We start from the raw sequence: 19,100 nt of genomic DNA on the forward strand, positions 1-19,100 counted from the left end.
TCTTCAGAGCTCTTGGGCGGTCGGCCGGAACAGGATTTCGTTGACGTCCACGTCCTCCGGCTGGCTCATGGCGAAGGCCACCATGCGGGCAAAGCTGTCGGCAGGGATCGCGACGGCCTCATAGAACTGCTTGATGCCCTGGGCGACATCAGCTTCCGTGATGCTCTGGGGCAGCTCAGTGGCAACAGCTCCAGGCGAGATGACAGTGGTCCGGATGTTGTAGGGTTTGACCTCCTGGCGCAGCCCCTCCGAGATCACCCGCACGGCGTGCTTGGTGGCGGAGTAAACGGCACCGCCCTTTCCAACCTTGTGGCCGGCAACGGAGGACACATTGATGATGTGGCCGCTCTTTTGCTTGGTCATGTGCGGCAGTGCAGCCGCGATGCCGTAGAGCACGCCCTTGATGTTGACGTCGATCATGCGGTCCCAGTCATCGACTTTGCAGCGCTCCAGCGGCGAATGGGGCATGAGACCCGCATTGTTGATGATGACGTCCAGTCGGCCATGCGTTTGCACCGCGTGGTCAACGAGGCGCCTAACCTGATCGACCTGAGTGACGTCGGTCTGGACGACCGCCTCCCTATCCAGACCCAGTTCTGTTGCGATCGTCTGGAGACGATCGATGCGGCGAGCGCCAAGCACCAGCCTAGCTCCATCTGCGGCAAGCCGCCGTGCTGCCGCTTCACCGAGGCCGCTGCTGGCGCCGGTGATGACGACGACTTTGCCTTGAATCCCTTGGGTCATGTTGTTCAGTCCTTATCTAGTCGGTGCCTCGGATCGCGACGCCCAGGGTTTGCAGCCAAGGCTACCGGCGTATCTCGACGCTCCCGAGCCACTGTGTGACCTCTCGAAGCGTCTCGCGCTCCTGGTCGCATTCTTTGGAAAACCCATCGATCGGACGGGCGCCGGGTGCATGCTCGGCGACCACGGCAAGGCTGTTGCCGAGGCCGTAGCCACCATGCGTGATGAACGGCACCAGCGTCTTGCCCGAAAGGTCGTGCTGCGACAGGAACGAGCGGATGACGGAAGGCGCGGTCATCCCCCAGATCGGAAAGCCCAGAAACACGGTCTCATAGGAGCTCAGATCCGGCACCGTCGCCTGCAACGGCGGCTCGTAGCCGCGCTGCCGTTCGTCCTCTGCCTGCGCGACCTGTGCCTCGTAGTCTTCCGGATAGGCCGCCGCCGGCACGATCTGAAACAGCGTTGCTTCGAGTGTGCGGGCAATCTGGGTGGCGATCAGGCGCGTGTTGCCGGTCCGGGTAAAGTAGGCCACCAGGACCGTGGCGCTGCGACCGGCCGCAGCAGGTTCGGCGCTTGCCGCCGCCGAACTCACTCCCGCCACCAAAGGCAGCAGGAGTGAGCGTTGCAGGGCCTGCCGGCGCGAGATGGTTGTCGTCGAAATCATCCAGGGCTCTCGTTATGGCCAGTGAATGCGATCAGACTTTCGGAGGCGCTTCCACGCCCGAGAAGACCAGCACTTGGTCGGGAAGGCGCGCGCCCCTGATCTCGATCGAGGCCACGGCCGCATTGAGCTCCGCCACTTCTGCGGGCGTGAACTGGACTTCAGCCGCGCCCATGTTCTCGATCATGTGCGGCATCTGTGTCGACCCGGGGATCGGCACGATCCACGGCTTCTGCGCCAGCAGCCAGGCCAGCGTGATCTGGGCGGATGTGGCCTGCTTCCGTTCGGCCCAGCTCTTCACCAGCTCCACCAGCGCCAGATTGTGTGGCAAGTTGTCCGGCGAGAAACGGGACTCGATCCCACGGATGTCGCCTTTGGCAAACCGGGTCCTGGCATCGATGGCGCCGGTCAGGAATCCTACCCCAAGCGGGCTCCAGGGCACGAAGCCGATGCCTAGCTCTTCGCAAAGTGGAATGACTTCCTTCTCAGGCCCGCGCCACAGCATCGAGTATTCGTTCTGAACCGCGGTGACAGGTAATGCGGCATGAGCACGACGCAGCGTCTTAAGGCCCATCTCGGAAAGGCCCCAATGCAGAACCTTCCCCTCCGTCATCAGGTCCTTGACCGCGCCGGCGACGTCCTCGATCGGCACTTCAGGGTCGACGCGGTGCTGATAAAGGAGATCGATGCGGTCGGTGCGAAGGCGCTTGAGCATGCCCTCGACCACGCGTTTGATGTGGTCCGGGCGGCTGATGAGCCCCGGCCGACGTTCGCCGGTCTCCTGATCGATGTTCCAGCCAAACTTCGAGGTAATCACAACTTGGTCGCGGAACGGCGCGATGGCTTCGCCGAGGATCCGCTCGCACTCATGCGGCCCGTAGGCCTCGGCGGTGTCGAAGAAGGTGACGCCATGGTCGTGGGCAGCTCGGATGATGTTCAGCATCTCGGGTCGGGTGGGGACCGTCGTCTGGTAGGTCCGGTGCATGTTCTGGACACCGAGGCCGACGCTCGAGACTTCTAGCTGACCCAGCTTTCGCCGCCCGCTCGCCCGGGCTGCGCCCTCGCTGCCAGAACCAGTTGCCTGAGCGAAGGCCTGCGAACCCGTTCCTGCGAGGAGTGGCGCAGCGGCGAGAGTTGCCGCTGCTCCCAGAAAACCACGTCGTCTCAATGTTATGCGTTCGGTTGTCATCTCAATCGTCCTTTTATCGGGGCTCGGATTCGTCTCGATCCGAGGGGAATTTCTTATCGATGGTCTCGCTTAGCGGTGGGTATCAGGCGCGGTTCAGCGGTTGACGAAGCGCTGAAGCGAGGCGGGGTAGCGATCGCCCTTCACTTCGACGCTGGCGAGCGTCCGCTCGATGCGGGCGAGATCGTCAGCCGTCAGTTCCACGTCCGCGGCGCCGAGATTCTCCTCCAGCCGGTGGAGCTTCGTGGTGCCGGGGATCGGCGCGATCCAGGGACGCTGGGCGAGTAGCCAAGCGAGAGCGATCTGCGCGGGGGTCACACCTTTGGTCGAAGCGATCGATTCGATGAGATCGACGAGTGCCTGGTTCGCCTTGAGCGCCTCGGGCGAGAAGCGTGGCACGATGCGGCGGAAATCACTTTCACCGAAGGCAGTGTTCGGGTCGATCTTGCCGGTCAGGAAGCCCTTGCCGAGAGGACTGAACGGCACAAACCCGATGCCAAGCGCCTCGAGCGTCGGCAGGATTTCTTTCTCGGGCTCGCGCCACCATAGCGAAAATTCGCTCTGAAGCGCGGTGACCGGCTGAACCGCGTGAGCGCGGCGGATCGTCTCGGCGCCGGCCTCCGACAGACCGAAGTGGCGGACCTTGCCTTCGGCGATGAGATCCCGGACCGTACCGGCGACATCCTCGATCGGCACAGTCGGGTCGACCCGGTGTTGATAGAATAGGTCAATCACATCAGTTCGCAGCCGCTTCAGCGCCTCGTCCGCGACCTGACGGATTCGCTCAGGTTGGCTGTCGAGACCATTCGCCGGAATGCCGTCCTTGAAGCCGAACTTGGTCGCGATCACCACCTGGTCACGGACAGGCTCAAGCGCCTCGCCCACAACCTCCTCGTTGATGCCAGGGCCATAGGCCTCGGCGGTGTCAAAGAACGTGACGCCTCGATCATGGGCAGCGCGGATGAGCTTGATGGCCTCACCGCGATCGGTCGCCGGCCCGTAGCCGTAGCTCAGGCCCATGCAGCCGAGACCAATTGCTGATACGCTCAGACCGTTCCGCCCTAATGTTCGTTTCTGCATGATCGTCCTCTCGCTGGTGGTCGGCATCGCAGCGCCTTCCATCCGGAGAAGATATGCCCTCCGTGTCCTAGCGATTAGACAGGGCAAGTCGTATGGGCTTATGACTCCGTGTCATCAATAGCGGAGGGACGGCCATGCGACGTGAGGATTTGGGCAGTTTGGCAATGTTCCTGGCGGTCGCCGAAGAACAGAGCTTCACCAGAGCAGCTGCAAAGCTTGGCATCTCCCAGTCGGCGCTCAGCCACGCGATGCGGCGGCTGGAAGCCAAGCTGGGCCTGCGCCTGCTGACCCGCACGACGCGCAGTGTTGCGCCGACCGAGGCTGGCGAGCGGCTGGTCGAGACCCTCCGGCCTGCACTGGACGACATCGACGCCAAGCTTGCCGCGCTGACAGAACTGCGCGAGCGACCGGCCGGCACAATCCGGATCACCACGTCGGAACTCGCTGCTCAAACGGTCCTCTGGCCAGTGGTCAATCGGCTTACAGCCGAGCATCCCGATATTCAGGTCGAACTCAACATCGAGTCGGGCCTGACCGACATCGTCGCCGAGCGCTACGACGCGGGCGTTCGCCTTGGGGAACGGTTGGAGAAGGATATGATCGCGGTTCGGATCGGACCCAGGTTGCGGATGGCCGCAGTTGGCTCTCCGGCCTACTTTGCGCAGCACGGGCGGCCGCTGACGCCTCACGATCTGGCGAAGCATTCCTGCATCAATCTCCGCATGGTGAGCGGGAGCATCTACGCTTGGGAGTTCGAGAAGGACGGGCGCGAGCTGAAGGTCAAAGTCGAGGGTCAGCTGACGTTCAATAATATCGAACTTATCCTTGCTGCCGCCGTCGCAGGACATGGCATTGCATTGTTGGTCGAGGACCGCGCAGCAGCGTTGCTGGCCGAGGGAGCTTTGGTCCGTGTCCTTGAAGACTGGTGCGAGCCGTTCGACGGCTACTATCTTTACTACCCCAGCCGGCGGCAGCCATCGCCAGCCTTCAGCCTGCTTCTGGAAGGTCTGCGCTTCAGAGATTAGGACAAGCGACGTTGTGCCCCCTTGCGCGCCTTGCACTGACGATGAGCTCGCGCCTTCGGCGGCGAAAGCTTCGCCGTGGCGCGACCAATGCCCGCCGAAGCGCCGGTAATGAGTGTGACCTTATGCTCAAGACGTAGCATATGAGCTCCTTCCAAGGTGCGATTGGGTGACAGAGTTCGTTCACTTGGAAGTGAGGAAGTCGCTGACGATAGCGATCGTCGCCTTGGGATTCTCCTCCATGATCCAATGTCCGGAATCGGGCACCACGCCTTCGGTCACGTCGCTGGCGGCAAAGCGCATGATGGTCGCCATCGTCGGTCCAAACGACTTCTCTCCGCCGATCGCCAGCACCGGCATGGTGAGTTTGCCCTTGGTGGCGATGAACCGCTTGTTGTCGAGCGCATCCTGATCGAATGCCGCGAATTGCGCGAAACCGGCATGCATCGCGCCAGGCAGGGCGTACAGCTTGGCGTAGTGCACGCGCGAGGCCTCGGTGAAGCGGCTCGGGGTGGCGGAAAACTCGTTCCAGAAGCGATCGAGGTAAATACGCTCGCGGCCAGCGACGAGGCGTTCCATATCGGGGCCACCAAAACGGAAATGCCACAACAGCGGGTTCTTCAGAACCTCTTCCCACGGCCCAACCCCCGGCACCGGAGCGTCGATGAGGACAAAGCGCTTTGTCCGCTCCGGATACTGTATGGCGAAGGCGTAGCCGACCATATTGCCGATGTCGTGGGTGACTAGATCGGCGCGATCGATCTTGGGCGCGTCGAGGACACCCGCCACGTCGCCGGCCTGAGTCTTCTTGTCGTATCCTGTGATGGGCTTGGAAGATAGACCCAACCCACGAAGATCGGGGACAACCACCGTATGATCTCTCGCGAGATCTTCGGCCATCGGCGCCCACATGTCTCCGGTCTCGCCATAACCGTGCAACAGGACGACTGCCGGGCCTGCGCCACCGACGCGAACATGAATCGTCGTGCCGTTAGTCTCGATTTGCTCTGTGCGGAATGACGGCGGAAACGGTTGCACTTGAGCCGCTGCTGACAATACGGTTGCAAGCGCTCCGAGAACGCCAATCATGAACCTGAACATTGGAGATCTCCTGGCATCGGGAGGGCGGTCATTCCGACCGGCGCTGTCCCCGCTGCATAAGCAATGGATAGCAGCTTTGTATCGTCCGGATTAGTCTGCAAATGCCGAAACCATGCGCGACGCCGCTGTCGCCGGCCTCGGCATTTCGCTGCTGCCTACCTTCTTCGTCCACGGCCAGCTTGCAAACCGGGCCCTCGCCCGAATCGACATTGATGTAGAGGCCGAAGGCGCAGAGCTGTTCATCGCTTATCCGCGTGAGCGCAGTGCGTCAGCCAAGGTGCTCGCGCTCATCGAAAGTCTGCGGCGAAGCTTCGGCGATCCGCCTTATTGGGACCGAGCGTCCGACCAACCGCCGAGTCGCAACACGCGTTCGCCCTTTGAAGCCTAGAAGAACCGTCACCGTCGCGCCGGAATGTGCCGCTGGCAATCTTGTATTGCGGAGCCGCCGCGAATTCCAGCTATCACCAGCAAGCGGTTGCGGTGGAAGAGCTATGGTCGCGAAACCAGTAGTCCCGGACGTTCAACGCGTCACCATGAAACGTCGACAACGGGTCACGACGTTCCCTTGACCTCCCATCAGGGATGGTCCGCAAGGGGTCGTCTCGCGTCCTTCTGCGTGTGTACCAAGCGTCAGGTCTTCACCACTAGCGCATGGGTTCGCTTTAGACCGCCGGGTTAACCCCGATGATCGGCCTCAGGACAGCGGGCTCAGCGCCTGAGCTCAAGGATGTCGAGCTTCGATTCGTGATAGGGAGCCGGGAACTCGATGCGCCATTCGTTGGCGCTGTTGCGAAAGGCCTAGCCGACCTGGTCGCTTTGCGGGCCGCTGCCATAGGGTTTTGCGGGATCGTTGTTGACAAAGAAGGAGCCGAGATAGATCGCGCGCTTTTCGCCGTCGTCGAAGAAACGGCCCTTGGTGCGCTGCGAACCGGTGCGTTTTTCCAGCATCCAGCCCGAACCATCGTCGCTCACCTTGCACTTGAACCAGCCGTAGATGACGAGCGGGCTCAGTCCGCCGGCCTTGATGGTGCGGCATTGCCAGTTGCCGGTCAGGTCCTTGTCGGAAAACGCGACCAGCGGCCTTGCCAGCAAGGCGTCGAGCTGCTTGACCTCGGCGGCGTCGCCGGCCCTGGCTTCATCAAGGGCTGCCTTGCGCGTCTCGTCATATTTGTCGAGCCGCACCTTGTCGGCGGGCGTGGTCAGCTTCTGCACCTCGCCATCGGCGAGCGCGGGCAGGGCGAAGCAGAAAACGCCTGCGGCAATCAAGAGGCGAGCGATCATCGGTGCGTTTCCCGGTCGACGGCTGGAACAGCCTGTTTTCTCGTTTGGCATACAACTTACCCGTTCGCGGCGGCCTGTCATCCGTGCTTAACAGCGGTCAGCTTAAAACTCGTGGTTTTGCCGATGCGGATCTTGCTTACGGGGTCGTCAGGCTGGCTGGGCAGCGCGCTCGCGCCGCGCCTGCGGGCGCTTGGCCATGACGTCATCGGGCTGGATCCGGTCCCGTCGGCGCAAACGCAGATGATCGGCTCGATCGCCGACCGTGATCTGGTGATGCGGACGGTCGGCGAAAACCGCATCGAGGCGATCGTCCACAGCGGCGCGCTGCACAAGCCTGATATCGAGCATCACCGCAATGAGGATTTCATCGAGACGAATGTGCGCGGCACGCTCAACCTGCTCGACGCGGGTGTAATCAGGCGTTCAGCGCTTCGTCTTCACGTCGACGACCTCGCTGATGATCTCGAACGCGATACGCGCCGGCCTGACCGGCGGTGCGCGCAAGGCCGCCTGGCTGACGGAAGACATGTCGCCCGAGCCGCGCAACATCTACGGCGTAACCAAGCTTTCGGCCGAACATCTTTGCCGCCTCTATCACATCCAGTCCGGACTGCCGGTGATCGTGCTGCGCACTGCCCGGTTCTTTCCCGAGGCAGACGACATGGCGCATGCGATCGAGCAGTCGGACGCCAACACCAAGGCCAATGAGCTGTTGTTCCGCCGACTGACCGTGGAAGATGCCGCCGAGGCCCATGTCGCGGCGCTGGAGAAGGCGCCGCAACTGGGCTTCGAAATCTTCATCATCTCGGCGCCAACGCCGTTCCGGCCTGATGATTGCGAGGCATTGATCGCCGACGCGCCGCCCGTCGTGGCGCGTTATTTTCCGGAGTTTCCGGCGCTCTATGCGCGAAAGGGCTGGACGATGTTTCCCTCGATCGACCGTGTCTACGACGCCTCGCGGGCGCGGGACAGGCTGGGCTTCGTCTGCAAGACGAGCTTTGCCGCTGTGCTCGCCGCGCTCGCAGCGGAAGAAGGGGCGGCCTGATCGAACGGTCAGCCGTGTCCGGCGGCGCTGGCCAGCTCCTTCGTCAGGTCGCCATAGCCGGTCGAGCGGCGCTCATAGGCGAGGCCGAGCATTTTCGCCGCTTTCTCGGCGACCTTGTCGAGTTCCGGATCGTCGGTCTGGGCGATATAGACCAGCTTCTCGTAATTGCCGAAATAGTCCTTGATGAGCTCCGGATGCCGATCGAGGCCGAGCGGCTTCATGAAGAAGGCGTCGAACTGCCGGCACAGGAAGTCGGTCATGTAGAACGACATCATGTCGTCGTCGGCGACCGTCGCATAGGCATCCATGCCCTGGTAGAAGGCAAAGCAATGTGGCCCGGCCATGCGCTCGACGCCATGCTTCTCGCAGACGCGGTCAAGCAGGCCGCCGGTGCCGCAATCGGCGTAGCCGACGAAGATGTTTCTGTAGCCGTCCGCCTTGGCCTTTTCGATCGCCTTGTCCATGGCCGGCGCGATGCGGTCCGGGTAGAAATGGAACTCAGCCGGCAGGCAGGTCAGGTCGAGATGGTCGAGCCGCAACTGTTCCTTGACGGCCAGAATTTCGCGCGCAATCATCCCGCAGGCGATGACGAGCAGCCTGTCACCTTGATCGGGTTGTAGTTTTCGCATGGCGCCCATAGAAGCGGGTTTCGTTGCTATTGGTTTCGAATCTATCGAACGAGGGAGACACCGTCCATGAAACTGTTGCGCCTGACACCCGTCGCCATTCTCGCTTGCGCTCTGGCGCTTTCAGCCTGCGCCAACACCATTCGCGGCGTCGGCAGGGACGTCAAATCGACGGCCAACGCGGTCGAGGATACGGTCGAAAATCCCTGATCCCGCGGATATCAACAAGCGCATCGCTATCGAGAAAGTTCAAGCGATGCGCGTTAAGCCCTTGTAATATATGGGAGCAACTAAGCCGCGCCGCAAGGCGCGGTCCGGTCTGTTGTCCATGCGAGTTGGCGGAGATGGGCCGAAGCGCAGGCTTTGGTGTCCACCTAATCCGAAATTCCCTATCGTCACGACAGGCACAAAAAGTTGACTTTTCGAATGCGGGACATGCCGGTAATCTTTCCCTGCACCTCAACAACGAAGCTAGGAGCATAGAATGAAGACCGCTCTCTTAGTTGTCGCCGCTCTGGGCCTTTCGGTATCCGGCGCCGCAGCGGAATGTGTTGGCCACAACAAAACGACGGCTTCCGTAGATCAGCAAACCAAAGCTGCAAGCGTAGATCAGCAAACCAAAGTCGCAAGCGTCGCGAATACAACCGTCGACACGCCGATTCTGAAAAAGGAAGAAGCGAAAGAGTCAGAATAGGCGATTCAAGCCGCTACGCGGATCGCTGTTGCTTGTTGATGTCTTGACATGCCGGCGTTACGCGGCGCCTCGTCTGCCAGAGCATAAGTACGGGCTCCGTACTTATGCTCTTGTATGCTCTTGTGTCTCCTCGTCAGCTCAGGCCGAAGCGCGGACGTTGTGTTTGCGCTTCATGAAGTCCTTGGCGGTCTCGACCGCCACGGCCGCATCGCGGCAATACGCGTCAGCGCCGACGGCCTTGCCGAACTCCTCGTTGAGCGGCGCGCCGCCGACCAGCACGACATAGTCGTCGCGGATACCCTTTTCCTTCATCGTATCGATGACGACCTTCATGTAGGGCATGGTCGTGGTCAAAAGCGCCGACATGCCGATGATGTCAGGCTGGTGCTGTTCGATGGCGTCGAGATATTTTTCCACCGCATTGTTGATGCCGAGGTCGATGACGTCGAAGCCGGCGCCCTCCATCATCATCCCGACAAGGTTCTTGCCGATATCGTGGATGTCGCCCTTGACGGTGCCGATCACCATCTTGCCCTGCTTAGGCGCGCCGGTGGCGACAAGCAGCGGACGCAGTATGAACATGCCCGCCTTCATCGCGTTGGCGGACAACAGCACTTCCGGCACGAACAGGATGCCGTCGCGAAAATCCTCGCCGACGATGCGCATGCCTTCGACCAGTGCCTCGGTCAGCACCTTGTAAGGCGCCCAGCCGCGCCCGAGAAGGATGTTGGTGCCTTCCTCGATCTCTTCCTTCAGCCCGTCATAAAGGTCGTCGTGCATCTGCTGCACGAGTTCGTCGTCGGAAAGCTCGGAAAGGATGATCTCGTCGTCGGCCATTTTTAATCCAGCTCCTTGCCGCACAGATGCAATTGCGGGGCCTCAAATATCACGTCAATACCTAACCCGCTACAGGCCAGCGTCCATAGCTGATTTGCGACTTCCCGCAAAAGGAAAGCGACTGCAGATCTATTGGAATTCTTGTCGATTTTGCGACAGGCGTTGGCGCTGGCGGGCCGTTTCGAATAGGGTGCATGGCTACGATCCGGCCAGAAGCCGCGTATGCGGCCGTAATAATTGTGCCAGAACAAAAGTCAGGGAAGAACGATCATGAGTGAGAACGCGCCGGTCGACCAGGAAGCGTCAAACGCGCGGCGCGGACGCGCCGCCAGTGGTGGTGCCGCTGCCCGACGGGCGGCGCGCTCGGGTGGCGGCCCCGGCACCCAGCTCACCTACATCAAGCGCAAGATCAACGTCTATGAGGTGCTGGACGAGGAAGGGCTGGCGCTGATCGAGAAGAACACCGACACGGTGCTTGAAGAGATCGGCATCATCTTTCGCGACGACGCCGAGGCGCTGCAGCTGTGGAAAGAGGCCGGCGCCGACGTCAAGGGCGAGCGCGTGCACTTTCCGAAGGGGCTCTGCCGCTCACTTTTGAAAACCGCGCCGTCCGTCTATACCCAGCATGCCCGCAATGCCGAACGTTCGGTGCAGATCGGTGGCAACGCCACGGTCTTCGCACCGGTCTACGGCCCGCCCTTCGTGCGCGACCTCGACGGCGTCAGGCGCTATGCGACGATCGAGGATTTCCAGAATTTCGTGAAGCTCGCCTATATGGCGCCGTCGATCCACCATTCGGGCGGCACGGTGTGCGAGCCGGTCGACGTGCCGGTCAACAAGCGCCATCTCGACATGATCTACAGCCATATCAAATATTCGGACAAGCCGTTCATGGGCTCGGTCACCGCGCCGGAGCGCGCCGAAGACACGGTGGCGATGGCCAAGATCGTGTTCGGCGACGATTTCATCGAGAACAACACGGTGCTGACCAGCCTGATCAACGCCAATTCGCCGATGGTGTTCGACGAGACCATGCTGGGGGCGCTAAAAGTCTATTCGCGCCACAACCAGGCCTGTATCGTCACGCCGTTCATCCTCGCCGGCGCGATGAGCCCGGTGACGGTCGCCGGCACGCTGACCCAGGTCCTGGCCGAAGTGCTGGCCGGCGCGTCGTTCACGCAGCTGATCCGGCCGGGCGCACCGGTGCTGTTCGGCACCTTCGCCTCGTCGATCTCGATGCAGTCGGGCGCGCCGACCTTCGGCACGCCGGAGCCGTCACTGGTTTCCTATGGCGCGGCGCAGCTCGCCCGCCGGCTTGGCCTGCCGTTCCGCACCGGCGGCTCGCTCTGCGCCTCGAAAATCCCGGACGCGCAGGCGGCCTATGAGAGCGCCAACACGCTGAACTCGACGATCCTCGCCGGCACCAATTTCGTGCTGCATTCGGCCGGCTGGCTCGAGGGCGGGCTCGCTTCCTGCTACGAAAAGTTCATGATGGACATCGACCAGCTCGGCATGACCCAGAAGTTCTCCGAAGGCGTCGACCTGTCGGAGAACGGCCAGGCGATGGATGCCATCCGCCAGGTCGGCCCGGGCAGCCACTATCTCGGCTGTGACCACACCCAGGCCAATTTCCAGACGGCCTTCTACCGTTCCAGCATCGCCGATAACAACTCCTACGAGCAGTGGCTGGCCGAGGGCGAAAGGTCGGCACCGCAGCGCGCCAACGAACTCGCTCGCCGCTGGCTGGAAAGCTACGAGGCGCCGCATCTCGATCAGGGCATCGACGACGGGCTGAAGGATTTCATCGCCAGCAAGAAGGCGTCGATGGCCGACGCCTTCACCTGAAAGGAGCCCGAGTCAGGCGGGGCTAAAGTCGCCAACATCATCCACAAGGAAGTCTGGCGGAGCGCCTTCTCCGAGCCGGACAGGAAGGGGTGACTCCGGCGCGCAGCATGGTCGAAGATATAGCGGCGGCCCTTGCCGCCCACGGCCTCCTGCTTCGCGGCGGCTTCAATTTTGCAGGCGGTGAGGAAACACCCTCCGGTCTCTCCGGCGCTGCCGCCAGATCCGTGCTGCTGGTCGGGCAGGCGGGCGCCGCGCCGTGGCCGCATTTCCTGCGCTGGCGGGAAGGCCGATCGCAAACTATTGCCGATCCGCTCGACACATGGTCGCGAGAAGTCATCGGCGCAGTGGCGGAGACATTCGGGGCGCGCGCCGCTTCGCCGTCCGACACGCCTTATCTGCCGTTCCAGCAATGGGCGATGCAGGCGGAGGGTCTGAAACCGTCACCGCTCGGCATTCTCATGCATCCGCAATACGGGCTCTGGCACGCCTATCGCGGCGCGCTGCTGTTCGAGGACGAGATTGCGTTTGGGGAAACTCGCGAAGTGGTCCACCTTTGCGATGCATGTGTCGACAAACCTTGCCTGAAATCCTGTCCGGTCGATGCCTATTCTGCGGATGGTTTCGCGCATGGAACATGTCTGGCGCATGTGCGTGGGCACAACGGCGCGCCGTGCCGAACCGGCGGTTGTCTCGACCGCAACGCCTGTCCCTACGGCGCGGCCTATCGCTATCCGCCAGAGGTTCAGGCCTTCCACATGACCGCGTTCGCGGGCCTGTAGCATCGCTGAATGCCGAACGAAACTTGAACACCGCATTGCGACCCCGATAGACCGCTGGCGGTCATCTGACCGCCTGCAAAAAAATCTTTCCATCATCCCAAGGAATCGCCATTAGCCTTCGTCCAACAGGCAAATGATGGCGATGATGCTGGATGAAAGCGAAGCCTCCGACGCCGAGCTGATCGGTCGTGCGCAGGGCGGTGACAGGGGGGCTTTCGGCAAATTGCTCGAAAGGCACTATGACTTCGTCTATCGCGCCGCCTATCGCTGGTGCGGGAAAAAGGCCGACGCCGAGGATATCGCCCAGGAAGTCTGCGTCCGGCTTGGCCGGGCGATCCGCGACTATCATGGCGGCGGCGCGTTCACCACGTGGCTCTACACCATGACGCTGAATGCGGCACGCGACATGATGCGCAAGACCGTCCGCGAGGCGATCAAGACCGAAGCCTACGGGGCTTACGAGCTGATCTCGGGCGAGGCCCCGGCCGAGCCCGAAGATCCAGCCGAGGCGCTTTGGGCGGCGGTGCGGATGCTGCCGGACAAGCAGCGCGACGCGGTGCTGCTCGTCTATGGCGAAGGGCTGAGCCACGCACTCGCTTCCGAGGCTATGGGCATCTCGGAGACGACGGTTTCCTGGCACATCCATGAAGCGAAGAAACGGTTGAAGGCGCTCCTGCTTTCAGCTGGGGAAGTGTGATCATGGTCGACGACAACGAACTCAACAGGCTGCGCGACATCGCAGCACCGCCGCCCGGTACCGCGGCGAAGGCGCGTGCCTTCGAGGCCGCCATGCGGACTTACGACATGGGCGAGAAAATTTCACCTGCCGCCCAAGGAACGGCGAAAGGCCTTCGTCTCACAGAGCGAGCACAAAAGCTCTGGAGCGAAATCATGCAAAAGAAACTCTTCGCCACCCCGGCCATTGCCGGGCTCGTCGCCCTGCCGATCGCCGGATACGCCACCATCTATATGCTGCAGGAGCAGCCGTTCTATTCCGGTGGGGACGGGAAGATCACCGAAACGCTGGCCGATAAACCGCTGGCTAAAGGGCCGGCCACGGCGAGGCCGCTCACCGTAGCCGAGGCCGACAAGCGGAAGAAAGCCGATGCCGACGCCGAAAGCCGCGTCGCAGCCGAGGCGCTTGCCCCGGCATCGCCGCCGAAGCCCGAATCGAACGCGGTGGGTGGCCTGGCGCAGCAGGACGCTCTGGCCCGCAATGTGGCGCCCGAGCCGGCACCTGCGCCGAAAGGTGAGTTCGCACAGGATGGTGGAGCTGCGCCGTCTGGCAGAGTGATGATGTCCATATCTCCTCCGAAAGCCGACGGAGCCACGCAGGCTGGCCGCATGCCAGGCGCCGAATCCAAGCTGATGGTACAGCCGCAGGCCATGCCGGCCGACCAGATGCTGCCGCAGGAGCAAAACCGCGACCGCGTCGAGGATTTCAAGACCAATCCGGTGCGTGCCGCGCTCGAAGACCCGGTATCGACCTTCTCGATCGATGTCGACACAGCCTCCTATTCCTTCGTGCGGCGCTCGCTCAGGGAAGGTGCTTTGCCGCAGGCCGACACGGTCCGCGTCGAGGAGATGATCAACTACTTCCCCTATGACTGGAAAGGTCCGGACTCTGCCTCGATCCCGTTCAACTCGACCGTCAGCGTCATGCCGACGCCGTGGAACGAGCACACCAGGCTGATGCATGTCGCGATCAAGGGCTTCGACGCCAAGCCGGCAGAGCAGCCCAAGGCCAATCTGGTCTTCCTGATCGACGTGTCGGGCTCGATGAACGAGCAGGACAAGTTGCCGCTCCTGCAGTCGGCCTTCCGGCTTCTGGTCAACAAATTGAAGCCCGAGGACACCGTCTCGATCGTCACCTATGCGGGCGATGCCGGCACTGTCCTGGAGCCGACGAAGGTTTCGGAGAAGGACAAGATCCTCAATGCCATCGATACGTTGGCGCCCGGCGGCAGCACGGCCGGCGAGGCGGGTATCAGGCAAGCCTATCGGCTGGCGCAGAAATCCTTCGTCAAGGACGGCGTCAACCGGGTGATGCTGGCCACCGACGGCGACTTCAATGTCGGCCAGACCGACGACGACGATCTGAAGCGGCTGATCGAAAAGGAGCGCAAGACCGGGGTGTTCCTGTCGGTGTTCGGTTTCGGCCGCGGCAACCTGAACGATCAGATGATGCAGACCATTGCCCAGAACGGCAACGGCACCGCCGCCTATATCGACACTTTGGCCGAGGCGGAGAAGGTGCTGGTCGAGGATGCGTCTTCGACGCTGTTCACCATCGCCAAGGACGTCAAGATCCAGGTCGAGTTCAACCCGCAAAAGGTCTCGGAATACCGGCTGATCGGCTACGAGACCCGCGCTTTGAACCGCGAGGACTTCAACAACGATCGCATCGACGCCGGGGAGATCGGTTCGGGGCATTCGGTTACCGCGATCTACGAGATCACGCCGAAGGACAGCGGCGGCGAGAAGATCGATCCGCTGCGCTACGGCCAGGCTTCAGTGAACAATGGCGGCGTCGCCAATGCCGACGAATATGCCTTCGTCAAGATCCGCTACAAGCTGCCGAACGAGGATGCCTCGAAGCTGATCACCACGCCGGTGACATCTGCCAACGAAGTTGCTGGTTTCGACCAGGCCAGCACCGACCAGCGCTTCTCTGTTGCCGTCGCGGCCTTCGGCCAGAAGCTGCGCGACGAGGATGCGACCGCGAAGTTCGGCTACGACAAGATCATGGAGATTGCCACTGCCGCCCGGGGGGCCGACCCGTTCGGCTACCGGTCCGAGTTCCTCTCGCTGGTGCGCCTTGCCTCGGCGCTCGGCGGCAATCGGTAGTGGGTGTGACGGCCGGTTTTCATCAGATGGGATCGTTCTGATACGGGAAACCGACCGACGGGCGGTGAGGCAGGCCGGCGAGGAAAACCTTGCCGGCCTTTTCAATTGCGTCAGGCGCGGCTGCGCCGGCGCTCGCGGCGGGCTTCGCTGGTCTCGACGGTGTTGACCGTCGCCTGCTTGTTGCGCATCGGGCCGATGCGCTCGACGATTTTTTCGACGGTCGGGCGATCCGACCTTGTATGCGCATCGAGCGCCTTGCGCATGGCGGCGAGGTGGGCGAACGAGGTGCCGCAGCAACCGCCGACGATCCTTGCGCCGGCATCGACGGCCAGCCTGACATAGTCGGCCATCAGCTCGGGCGTGCCGGAGTAATGGATCTCGGCGCCGCGAAATTCCGGAATGCCGCAATTGCCCTTGACGATCACCGTCGCCTCCGGCTTCGCCTCGGTCATGTCGAGCAGCGAGGCGAGGATGTCGGAGGCGCCGACGCCGCAATTGGCGCCGACACCGAGCGGCGCCTGCGACAAGCCATCGGCGACGCCGTGGATGTCCTTCGGCAACAACCCCATCATGGTGCGGCCGGCGGTGTCGAAGGAACCGGTATAGGTATAGGGCAGGCCGACGCGGATCGCGGCTTCGGCTGCGGCGCGGATTTCATCCGGCGCCGACATGGTCTCGATCCAGGCGACTTCGGCGCCGCCGGCCTTCAGGCCTTCAATCTGTTCGGCAAAGGCCTCGACCGCCTCGTCATAGGTCATGGCGCCGAGCGGCACCAGCAACTCGCCGGTCGGGCCGACCGAGCCGGCGACGATGACCTTGCGGCCGGCTTTATCGGCGACGGCGCGGGCGATCTCGGCGGCGCGCTTGTTCAGCGCATGCACGCGGTCTTGCGCATGGTGCAGCTTCAGCCGGTGCCGGGTGCCGCCGAAGGAGTTGGTCAGGATGATGTCGGCGCCGGCATCGACGAAGTTCTGGTGCAGACTGGTGATGGTGTCCGGCGCCGTCTCGTTCAGCAACTCTGGAGCCTCGCCGGCCTCGAGCCCCATGGCGAACAGATTGGTGCCGGTGGCGCCATCGGCGAGCAGGACGCCCTTTTCGGCAAGCAAAGCGTCAATTGGATTGGTCATTGGAAAATACGCCTTCCGGGATTCTTTGTCGAGATAAGGATATAAAGAAATCTTTATATGGCGTCAATGTCGGCGCGGTAAGCAAGCCGTCAAAATCGCATCTCCGCCAGCCTTTGCGTGAAGCTGGCTGCTTCGTGCGCATTGATATCGGCGGCGCGGATCAGATTGTCGAAATGGCTGGTCAGCGTGCGGACCGGCTGGGTCGCGTTCAGCACCAGATACATGTCGCCGACATAGATGGCGGCGCGATAAGGCCCGAAGATGGTGTAGGGGATCGAATAACGCATCCGTCCGTCATAGAGAAACAGGCGGAAGGTGGGATAAAGGTCGTCGAGCAGCGTCGCCATGTGAAGAAGCTGCTGGTGGCGGGCGGCCTCAGGGAAACGGTCCCAGACGCCCAGGCCGCGCGCAAAGATCTCCAGCGTGTGGCGCGGCATGCAGACTTCCATGTCGGTTTCCGGCCGCCGGTTGTAGTCGATGCGGTACTGCGTCTCGCCGGCCTGGGCCTCACGGCTCTTGTTGGCGATACCGGCCTCGTAATCGACGAGCGCTTCGGTGCGCAGAAGATCGGGAATGCCGGCCGGCACGTAACGGATTTTCGTGCCCGCGGCCTCGGCATGCCATCTGGCCAGCAGCGTGCGGTCGAAGCCGTCAGGCGCTTCCTCGATCTCCAGGCTCTCGCGGATTTCACCGGTGACGCCTTCGTCCTGGCTGAGGCCGAGCAGCCAGTCGAGCGACACTTTGAATTCGGCGGCGATGTTGAGCAGCGTTTCGGCGCGGGGAAGGCGTGTCGAGGCGCCGGACAGCAGCTGCGAAAGCGCCGAGCGGTCGATGCCCACCGCAGTCGCGAAAGCGGACTGGTTCAGATCGGACCGTGTCAGGAGCATCTTCAGGCGCTCCCGAAAGACCGTCGACAGGTCGCGTTTGTCCATATCGTCATTCCGGCCATTAGGAGGATAAAAATCCGCCGAATCCGCCAACGTGGCACTTTGGGCGTAAATGAATCCTCCAGCTTGTTTACAATAGATAACATATGCGGCTGAAAATGCGCAATCGCAACATTTTGTGCGCTTTGTCGCGTTGCAGCATCACGATGCTCCTGACACAATGCTGTCAGGAATCAAAACGGTTCCGGCGACTGGAAGGGCAGTGGTCGATCCATGACAAGCAACAGACGACGCAATGCACCGGCCATCGAATGGCCGACAGTCTTCCTCGCGTTTTTCTGCTACGGCACCTGGCTTGCAGCTGGCCTGTCCCTGTGGCCGTCCTATCCGCTGCTGGCGCTGGTCGTTCTGGCCCTGACGGCGGCGCTGCAATCCTCGCTGGCGCATGAAGTCCTGCACGGCCATCCGACCCGCAATGCGCAGCTCAACGAAGCTTTCGTCTTCGTGCCGATTGGTCTCGTCTGGCCTTTCCGGCGGTTCAAGACCATTCATCTGCGCCATCATGCCGACGAACGGCTGACCGATCCGCTTGACGATCCTGAAAGCTACTACAAGGCGCTGTGGCGCCATGACGAATTGCCGCCGGCGATGAAGTTCCTGCTGAAGATCAACAACACCATGATCGGCCGCCTCATTCTCGGCCCGTGGCTGTCATGCATCGGCTTCTTCATCGACGATGCCAGGCAGATGCTCGCCGGCGACAAGGTGATCCGCAAGGCATGGCTGCTGCACGCCATCGGCCTCGCCGTGGTGCTGCCGGTCGTGCAGTTCGGCTTCGGCATCCCGCTATGGCTCTACATCCTGGTGCCGGTGTGGCTGGGCCAGTCGCTGATCTCGATCCGCACCTTCGCCGAGCATCAGTGGTCGGAGCATCCGGAAGGCCGTACGGTGATCGTCGAGCGTTCGCCGCTGTCGTTCCTGTTCCTCAACAACAATCTGCATTTCGTTCATCACAAGAGCCCGACGGTGGCCTGGTACCGGCTGCCGAAGCTGTTTCGCGAGCGCCGTGACGAGTGGCTGCGGATGAACAATGGCTACGCCTATCCGAACTATTTCGCGCTGCTTAGGGCATATGCCTTCAAGGCCAAGGAGCCGATCGTCCACCCGGTGCTGCGGCGCACGCCGGAACCGGGCCGGGCGTTCAAGCCGCGCGTCAGGGCGCGCAGCCTCAATGGGCTTGGCAGTGCGCCGGTGCCGGCCGAGCCGCCGAAAGAATGAATTTTTGGGCATCGCCGGCAGCGATGCCCAGGTGCGCGTCAATGGCCTCGTCAATTTTTCTCA

At 62.2% G+C, this 19,100-nt stretch carries 17 protein-coding genes and 3 pseudogenes; 10 read left to right on the forward strand and 10 right to left on the reverse strand.

Annotation, left to right across the window (positions count from 1 at the left end; translation table 11 throughout):
• Nucleotides 1-3 precede the first annotated feature (3 nt).
• From BQ8794_RS32330 to BQ8794_RS32345, 4 genes are all read right to left on the reverse strand, one after another.
• Nucleotides 4-744: an SDR family oxidoreductase gene (locus BQ8794_RS32330; protein WP_077383690.1), complete on the reverse strand. Its 741-nt coding sequence runs from the start codon at nucleotides 742-744 to the stop codon at nucleotides 4-6.
• A gap of 61 nt (nucleotides 745-805) precedes the next feature.
• Nucleotides 806-1,405, reverse strand: coding sequence for a flavodoxin (locus tag BQ8794_RS32335; protein ID WP_077383691.1), 600 nt, complete (start codon nucleotides 1,403-1,405; stop codon nucleotides 806-808).
• Between the two features lie 31 nt (nucleotides 1,406-1,436).
• Complete coding sequence (locus tag BQ8794_RS32340; protein WP_077383693.1) at nucleotides 1,437-2,591, reverse strand: aldo/keto reductase; 1,155 nt, start codon at nucleotides 2,589-2,591, stop codon at nucleotides 1,437-1,439.
• A gap of 93 nt (nucleotides 2,592-2,684) precedes the next feature.
• Nucleotides 2,685-3,668, reverse strand: a complete 984-nt coding sequence (locus tag BQ8794_RS32345; RefSeq protein WP_077383859.1) for an aldo/keto reductase — start codon at nucleotides 3,666-3,668, stop codon at nucleotides 2,685-2,687.
• A 134-nt stretch (nucleotides 3,669-3,802) separates the two neighbouring features.
• Between BQ8794_RS32345 and BQ8794_RS32350 the strand changes: the two genes are divergently transcribed.
• Complete coding sequence (locus BQ8794_RS32350) at nucleotides 3,803-4,693, forward strand: LysR family transcriptional regulator (protein WP_077383695.1); 891 nt, start codon at nucleotides 3,803-3,805, stop codon at nucleotides 4,691-4,693.
• Nucleotides 4,694-4,873: 180 nt separating this feature from the next.
• On the opposite strand, the gene BQ8794_RS32355 is transcribed toward BQ8794_RS32350, so the two are convergent.
• The gene (locus BQ8794_RS32355) at nucleotides 4,874-5,779 is read right to left on the reverse strand and encodes an alpha/beta fold hydrolase (RefSeq protein WP_244555183.1); all 906 of its coding nucleotides are present in this window, start codon (nucleotides 5,777-5,779) and stop codon (nucleotides 4,874-4,876) included.
• A gap of 121 nt (nucleotides 5,780-5,900) precedes the next feature.
• Between BQ8794_RS32355 and BQ8794_RS32360 the strand changes: the two are divergent.
• Nucleotides 5,901-6,179, forward strand: a pseudogene (locus tag BQ8794_RS32360) (LysR substrate-binding domain-containing protein); the annotation flags it as partial.
• Between the two features lie 320 nt (nucleotides 6,180-6,499).
• On the opposite strand, the pseudogene BQ8794_RS32365 reads toward BQ8794_RS32360, so the two are convergent.
• A pseudogene (locus tag BQ8794_RS32365) lies at nucleotides 6,500-7,072 on the reverse strand (DUF4893 domain-containing protein).
• Nucleotides 7,073-7,195: 123 nt separating this feature from the next.
• On the opposite strand from BQ8794_RS32365, the pseudogene BQ8794_RS32370 reads away from it, so the two are divergent.
• Nucleotides 7,196-8,117, forward strand: a pseudogene (locus tag BQ8794_RS32370) (NAD-dependent epimerase/dehydratase family protein).
• Between the two features lie 8 nt (nucleotides 8,118-8,125).
• Here BQ8794_RS32370 and BQ8794_RS32375 read toward each other — a convergent pair.
• Entirely contained in the window at nucleotides 8,126-8,755 is a 630-nt protein-coding gene (locus tag BQ8794_RS32375) for a DUF1638 domain-containing protein (protein WP_077383701.1), read from the reverse strand.
• Nucleotides 8,756-8,812: 57 nt separating this feature from the next.
• On the opposite strand from BQ8794_RS32375, the gene BQ8794_RS32380 reads away from it, so the two are divergent.
• Together BQ8794_RS32380 and BQ8794_RS32385 are read left to right on the forward strand one after the other, a co-directional pair.
• Nucleotides 8,813-8,953, forward strand: coding sequence for an entericidin A/B family lipoprotein (locus tag BQ8794_RS32380; protein WP_077383703.1), 141 nt, complete (start codon nucleotides 8,813-8,815; stop codon nucleotides 8,951-8,953).
• A 274-nt stretch (nucleotides 8,954-9,227) separates the two neighbouring features.
• Complete coding sequence (locus BQ8794_RS32385) at nucleotides 9,228-9,437, forward strand: hypothetical protein (RefSeq protein ID WP_077383705.1); 210 nt, start codon at nucleotides 9,228-9,230, stop codon at nucleotides 9,435-9,437.
• A 138-nt stretch (nucleotides 9,438-9,575) separates the two neighbouring features.
• Here BQ8794_RS32385 and BQ8794_RS32390 read toward each other — a convergent pair whose 3' ends face one another.
• Nucleotides 9,576-10,274, reverse strand: coding sequence for a corrinoid protein (locus BQ8794_RS32390; RefSeq protein ID WP_077383707.1), 699 nt, complete (start codon nucleotides 10,272-10,274; stop codon nucleotides 9,576-9,578).
• A gap of 270 nt (nucleotides 10,275-10,544) precedes the next feature.
• Between BQ8794_RS32390 and BQ8794_RS32395 the strand changes: the two genes are divergently transcribed.
• The 4 genes from BQ8794_RS32395 to BQ8794_RS32410 all read left to right on the forward strand — a co-directional run bounded on the left by BQ8794_RS32395 (nucleotide 10,545) and on the right by BQ8794_RS32410 (nucleotide 15,745).
• Entirely contained in the window at nucleotides 10,545-12,119 is a 1,575-nt protein-coding gene (locus tag BQ8794_RS32395; RefSeq protein ID WP_077383709.1) for a trimethylamine methyltransferase family protein, read from the forward strand.
• Nucleotides 12,120-12,226: 107 nt separating this feature from the next.
• Nucleotides 12,227-12,898, forward strand: coding sequence for a hypothetical protein (locus tag BQ8794_RS32400; protein WP_077383711.1), 672 nt, complete (start codon nucleotides 12,227-12,229; stop codon nucleotides 12,896-12,898).
• A 136-nt stretch (nucleotides 12,899-13,034) separates the two neighbouring features.
• Nucleotides 13,035-13,595, forward strand: coding sequence for an RNA polymerase sigma factor (locus BQ8794_RS32405; protein WP_077383861.1), 561 nt, complete (start codon nucleotides 13,035-13,037; stop codon nucleotides 13,593-13,595).
• A gap of 2 nt (nucleotides 13,596-13,597) precedes the next feature.
• Nucleotides 13,598-15,745, forward strand: coding sequence for a VWA domain-containing protein (locus tag BQ8794_RS32410; protein WP_077383713.1), 2,148 nt, complete (start codon nucleotides 13,598-13,600; stop codon nucleotides 15,743-15,745).
• 110 nt (nucleotides 15,746-15,855) lie between these two features.
• Here the strand turns inward: BQ8794_RS32410 and bmt are convergent, their stop codons facing one another.
• Nucleotides 15,856-16,872 (reverse strand): betaine--homocysteine S-methyltransferase, encoded by a 1,017-nt coding sequence (gene bmt / locus BQ8794_RS32415; RefSeq protein ID WP_077383715.1) that lies wholly within the window; start codon nucleotides 16,870-16,872, stop codon nucleotides 15,856-15,858.
• Nucleotides 16,873-16,961: 89 nt separating this feature from the next.
• The gene (locus BQ8794_RS32420) at nucleotides 16,962-17,804 is read right to left on the reverse strand and encodes a helix-turn-helix domain-containing protein (RefSeq protein ID WP_077383717.1); all 843 of its coding nucleotides are present in this window, start codon (nucleotides 17,802-17,804) and stop codon (nucleotides 16,962-16,964) included.
• A gap of 228 nt (nucleotides 17,805-18,032) precedes the next feature.
• Here BQ8794_RS32420 and BQ8794_RS32425 point away from each other — a divergent pair, with 228 nt between their 5' ends.
• Nucleotides 18,033-19,037 carry a fatty acid desaturase gene (locus tag BQ8794_RS32425; protein WP_077383719.1) on the forward strand — a complete coding sequence of 335 codons (1,005 nt, stop codon included), beginning with the start codon at nucleotides 18,033-18,035 and terminating at the stop codon, nucleotides 19,035-19,037.
• Nucleotides 19,038-19,100 lie beyond the last annotated feature (63 nt).

The organism is Mesorhizobium prunaredense, assembly GCF_900156895.1.
GTDB lineage: Bacteria > Pseudomonadota > Alphaproteobacteria > Rhizobiales > Rhizobiaceae > Mesorhizobium > Mesorhizobium prunaredense.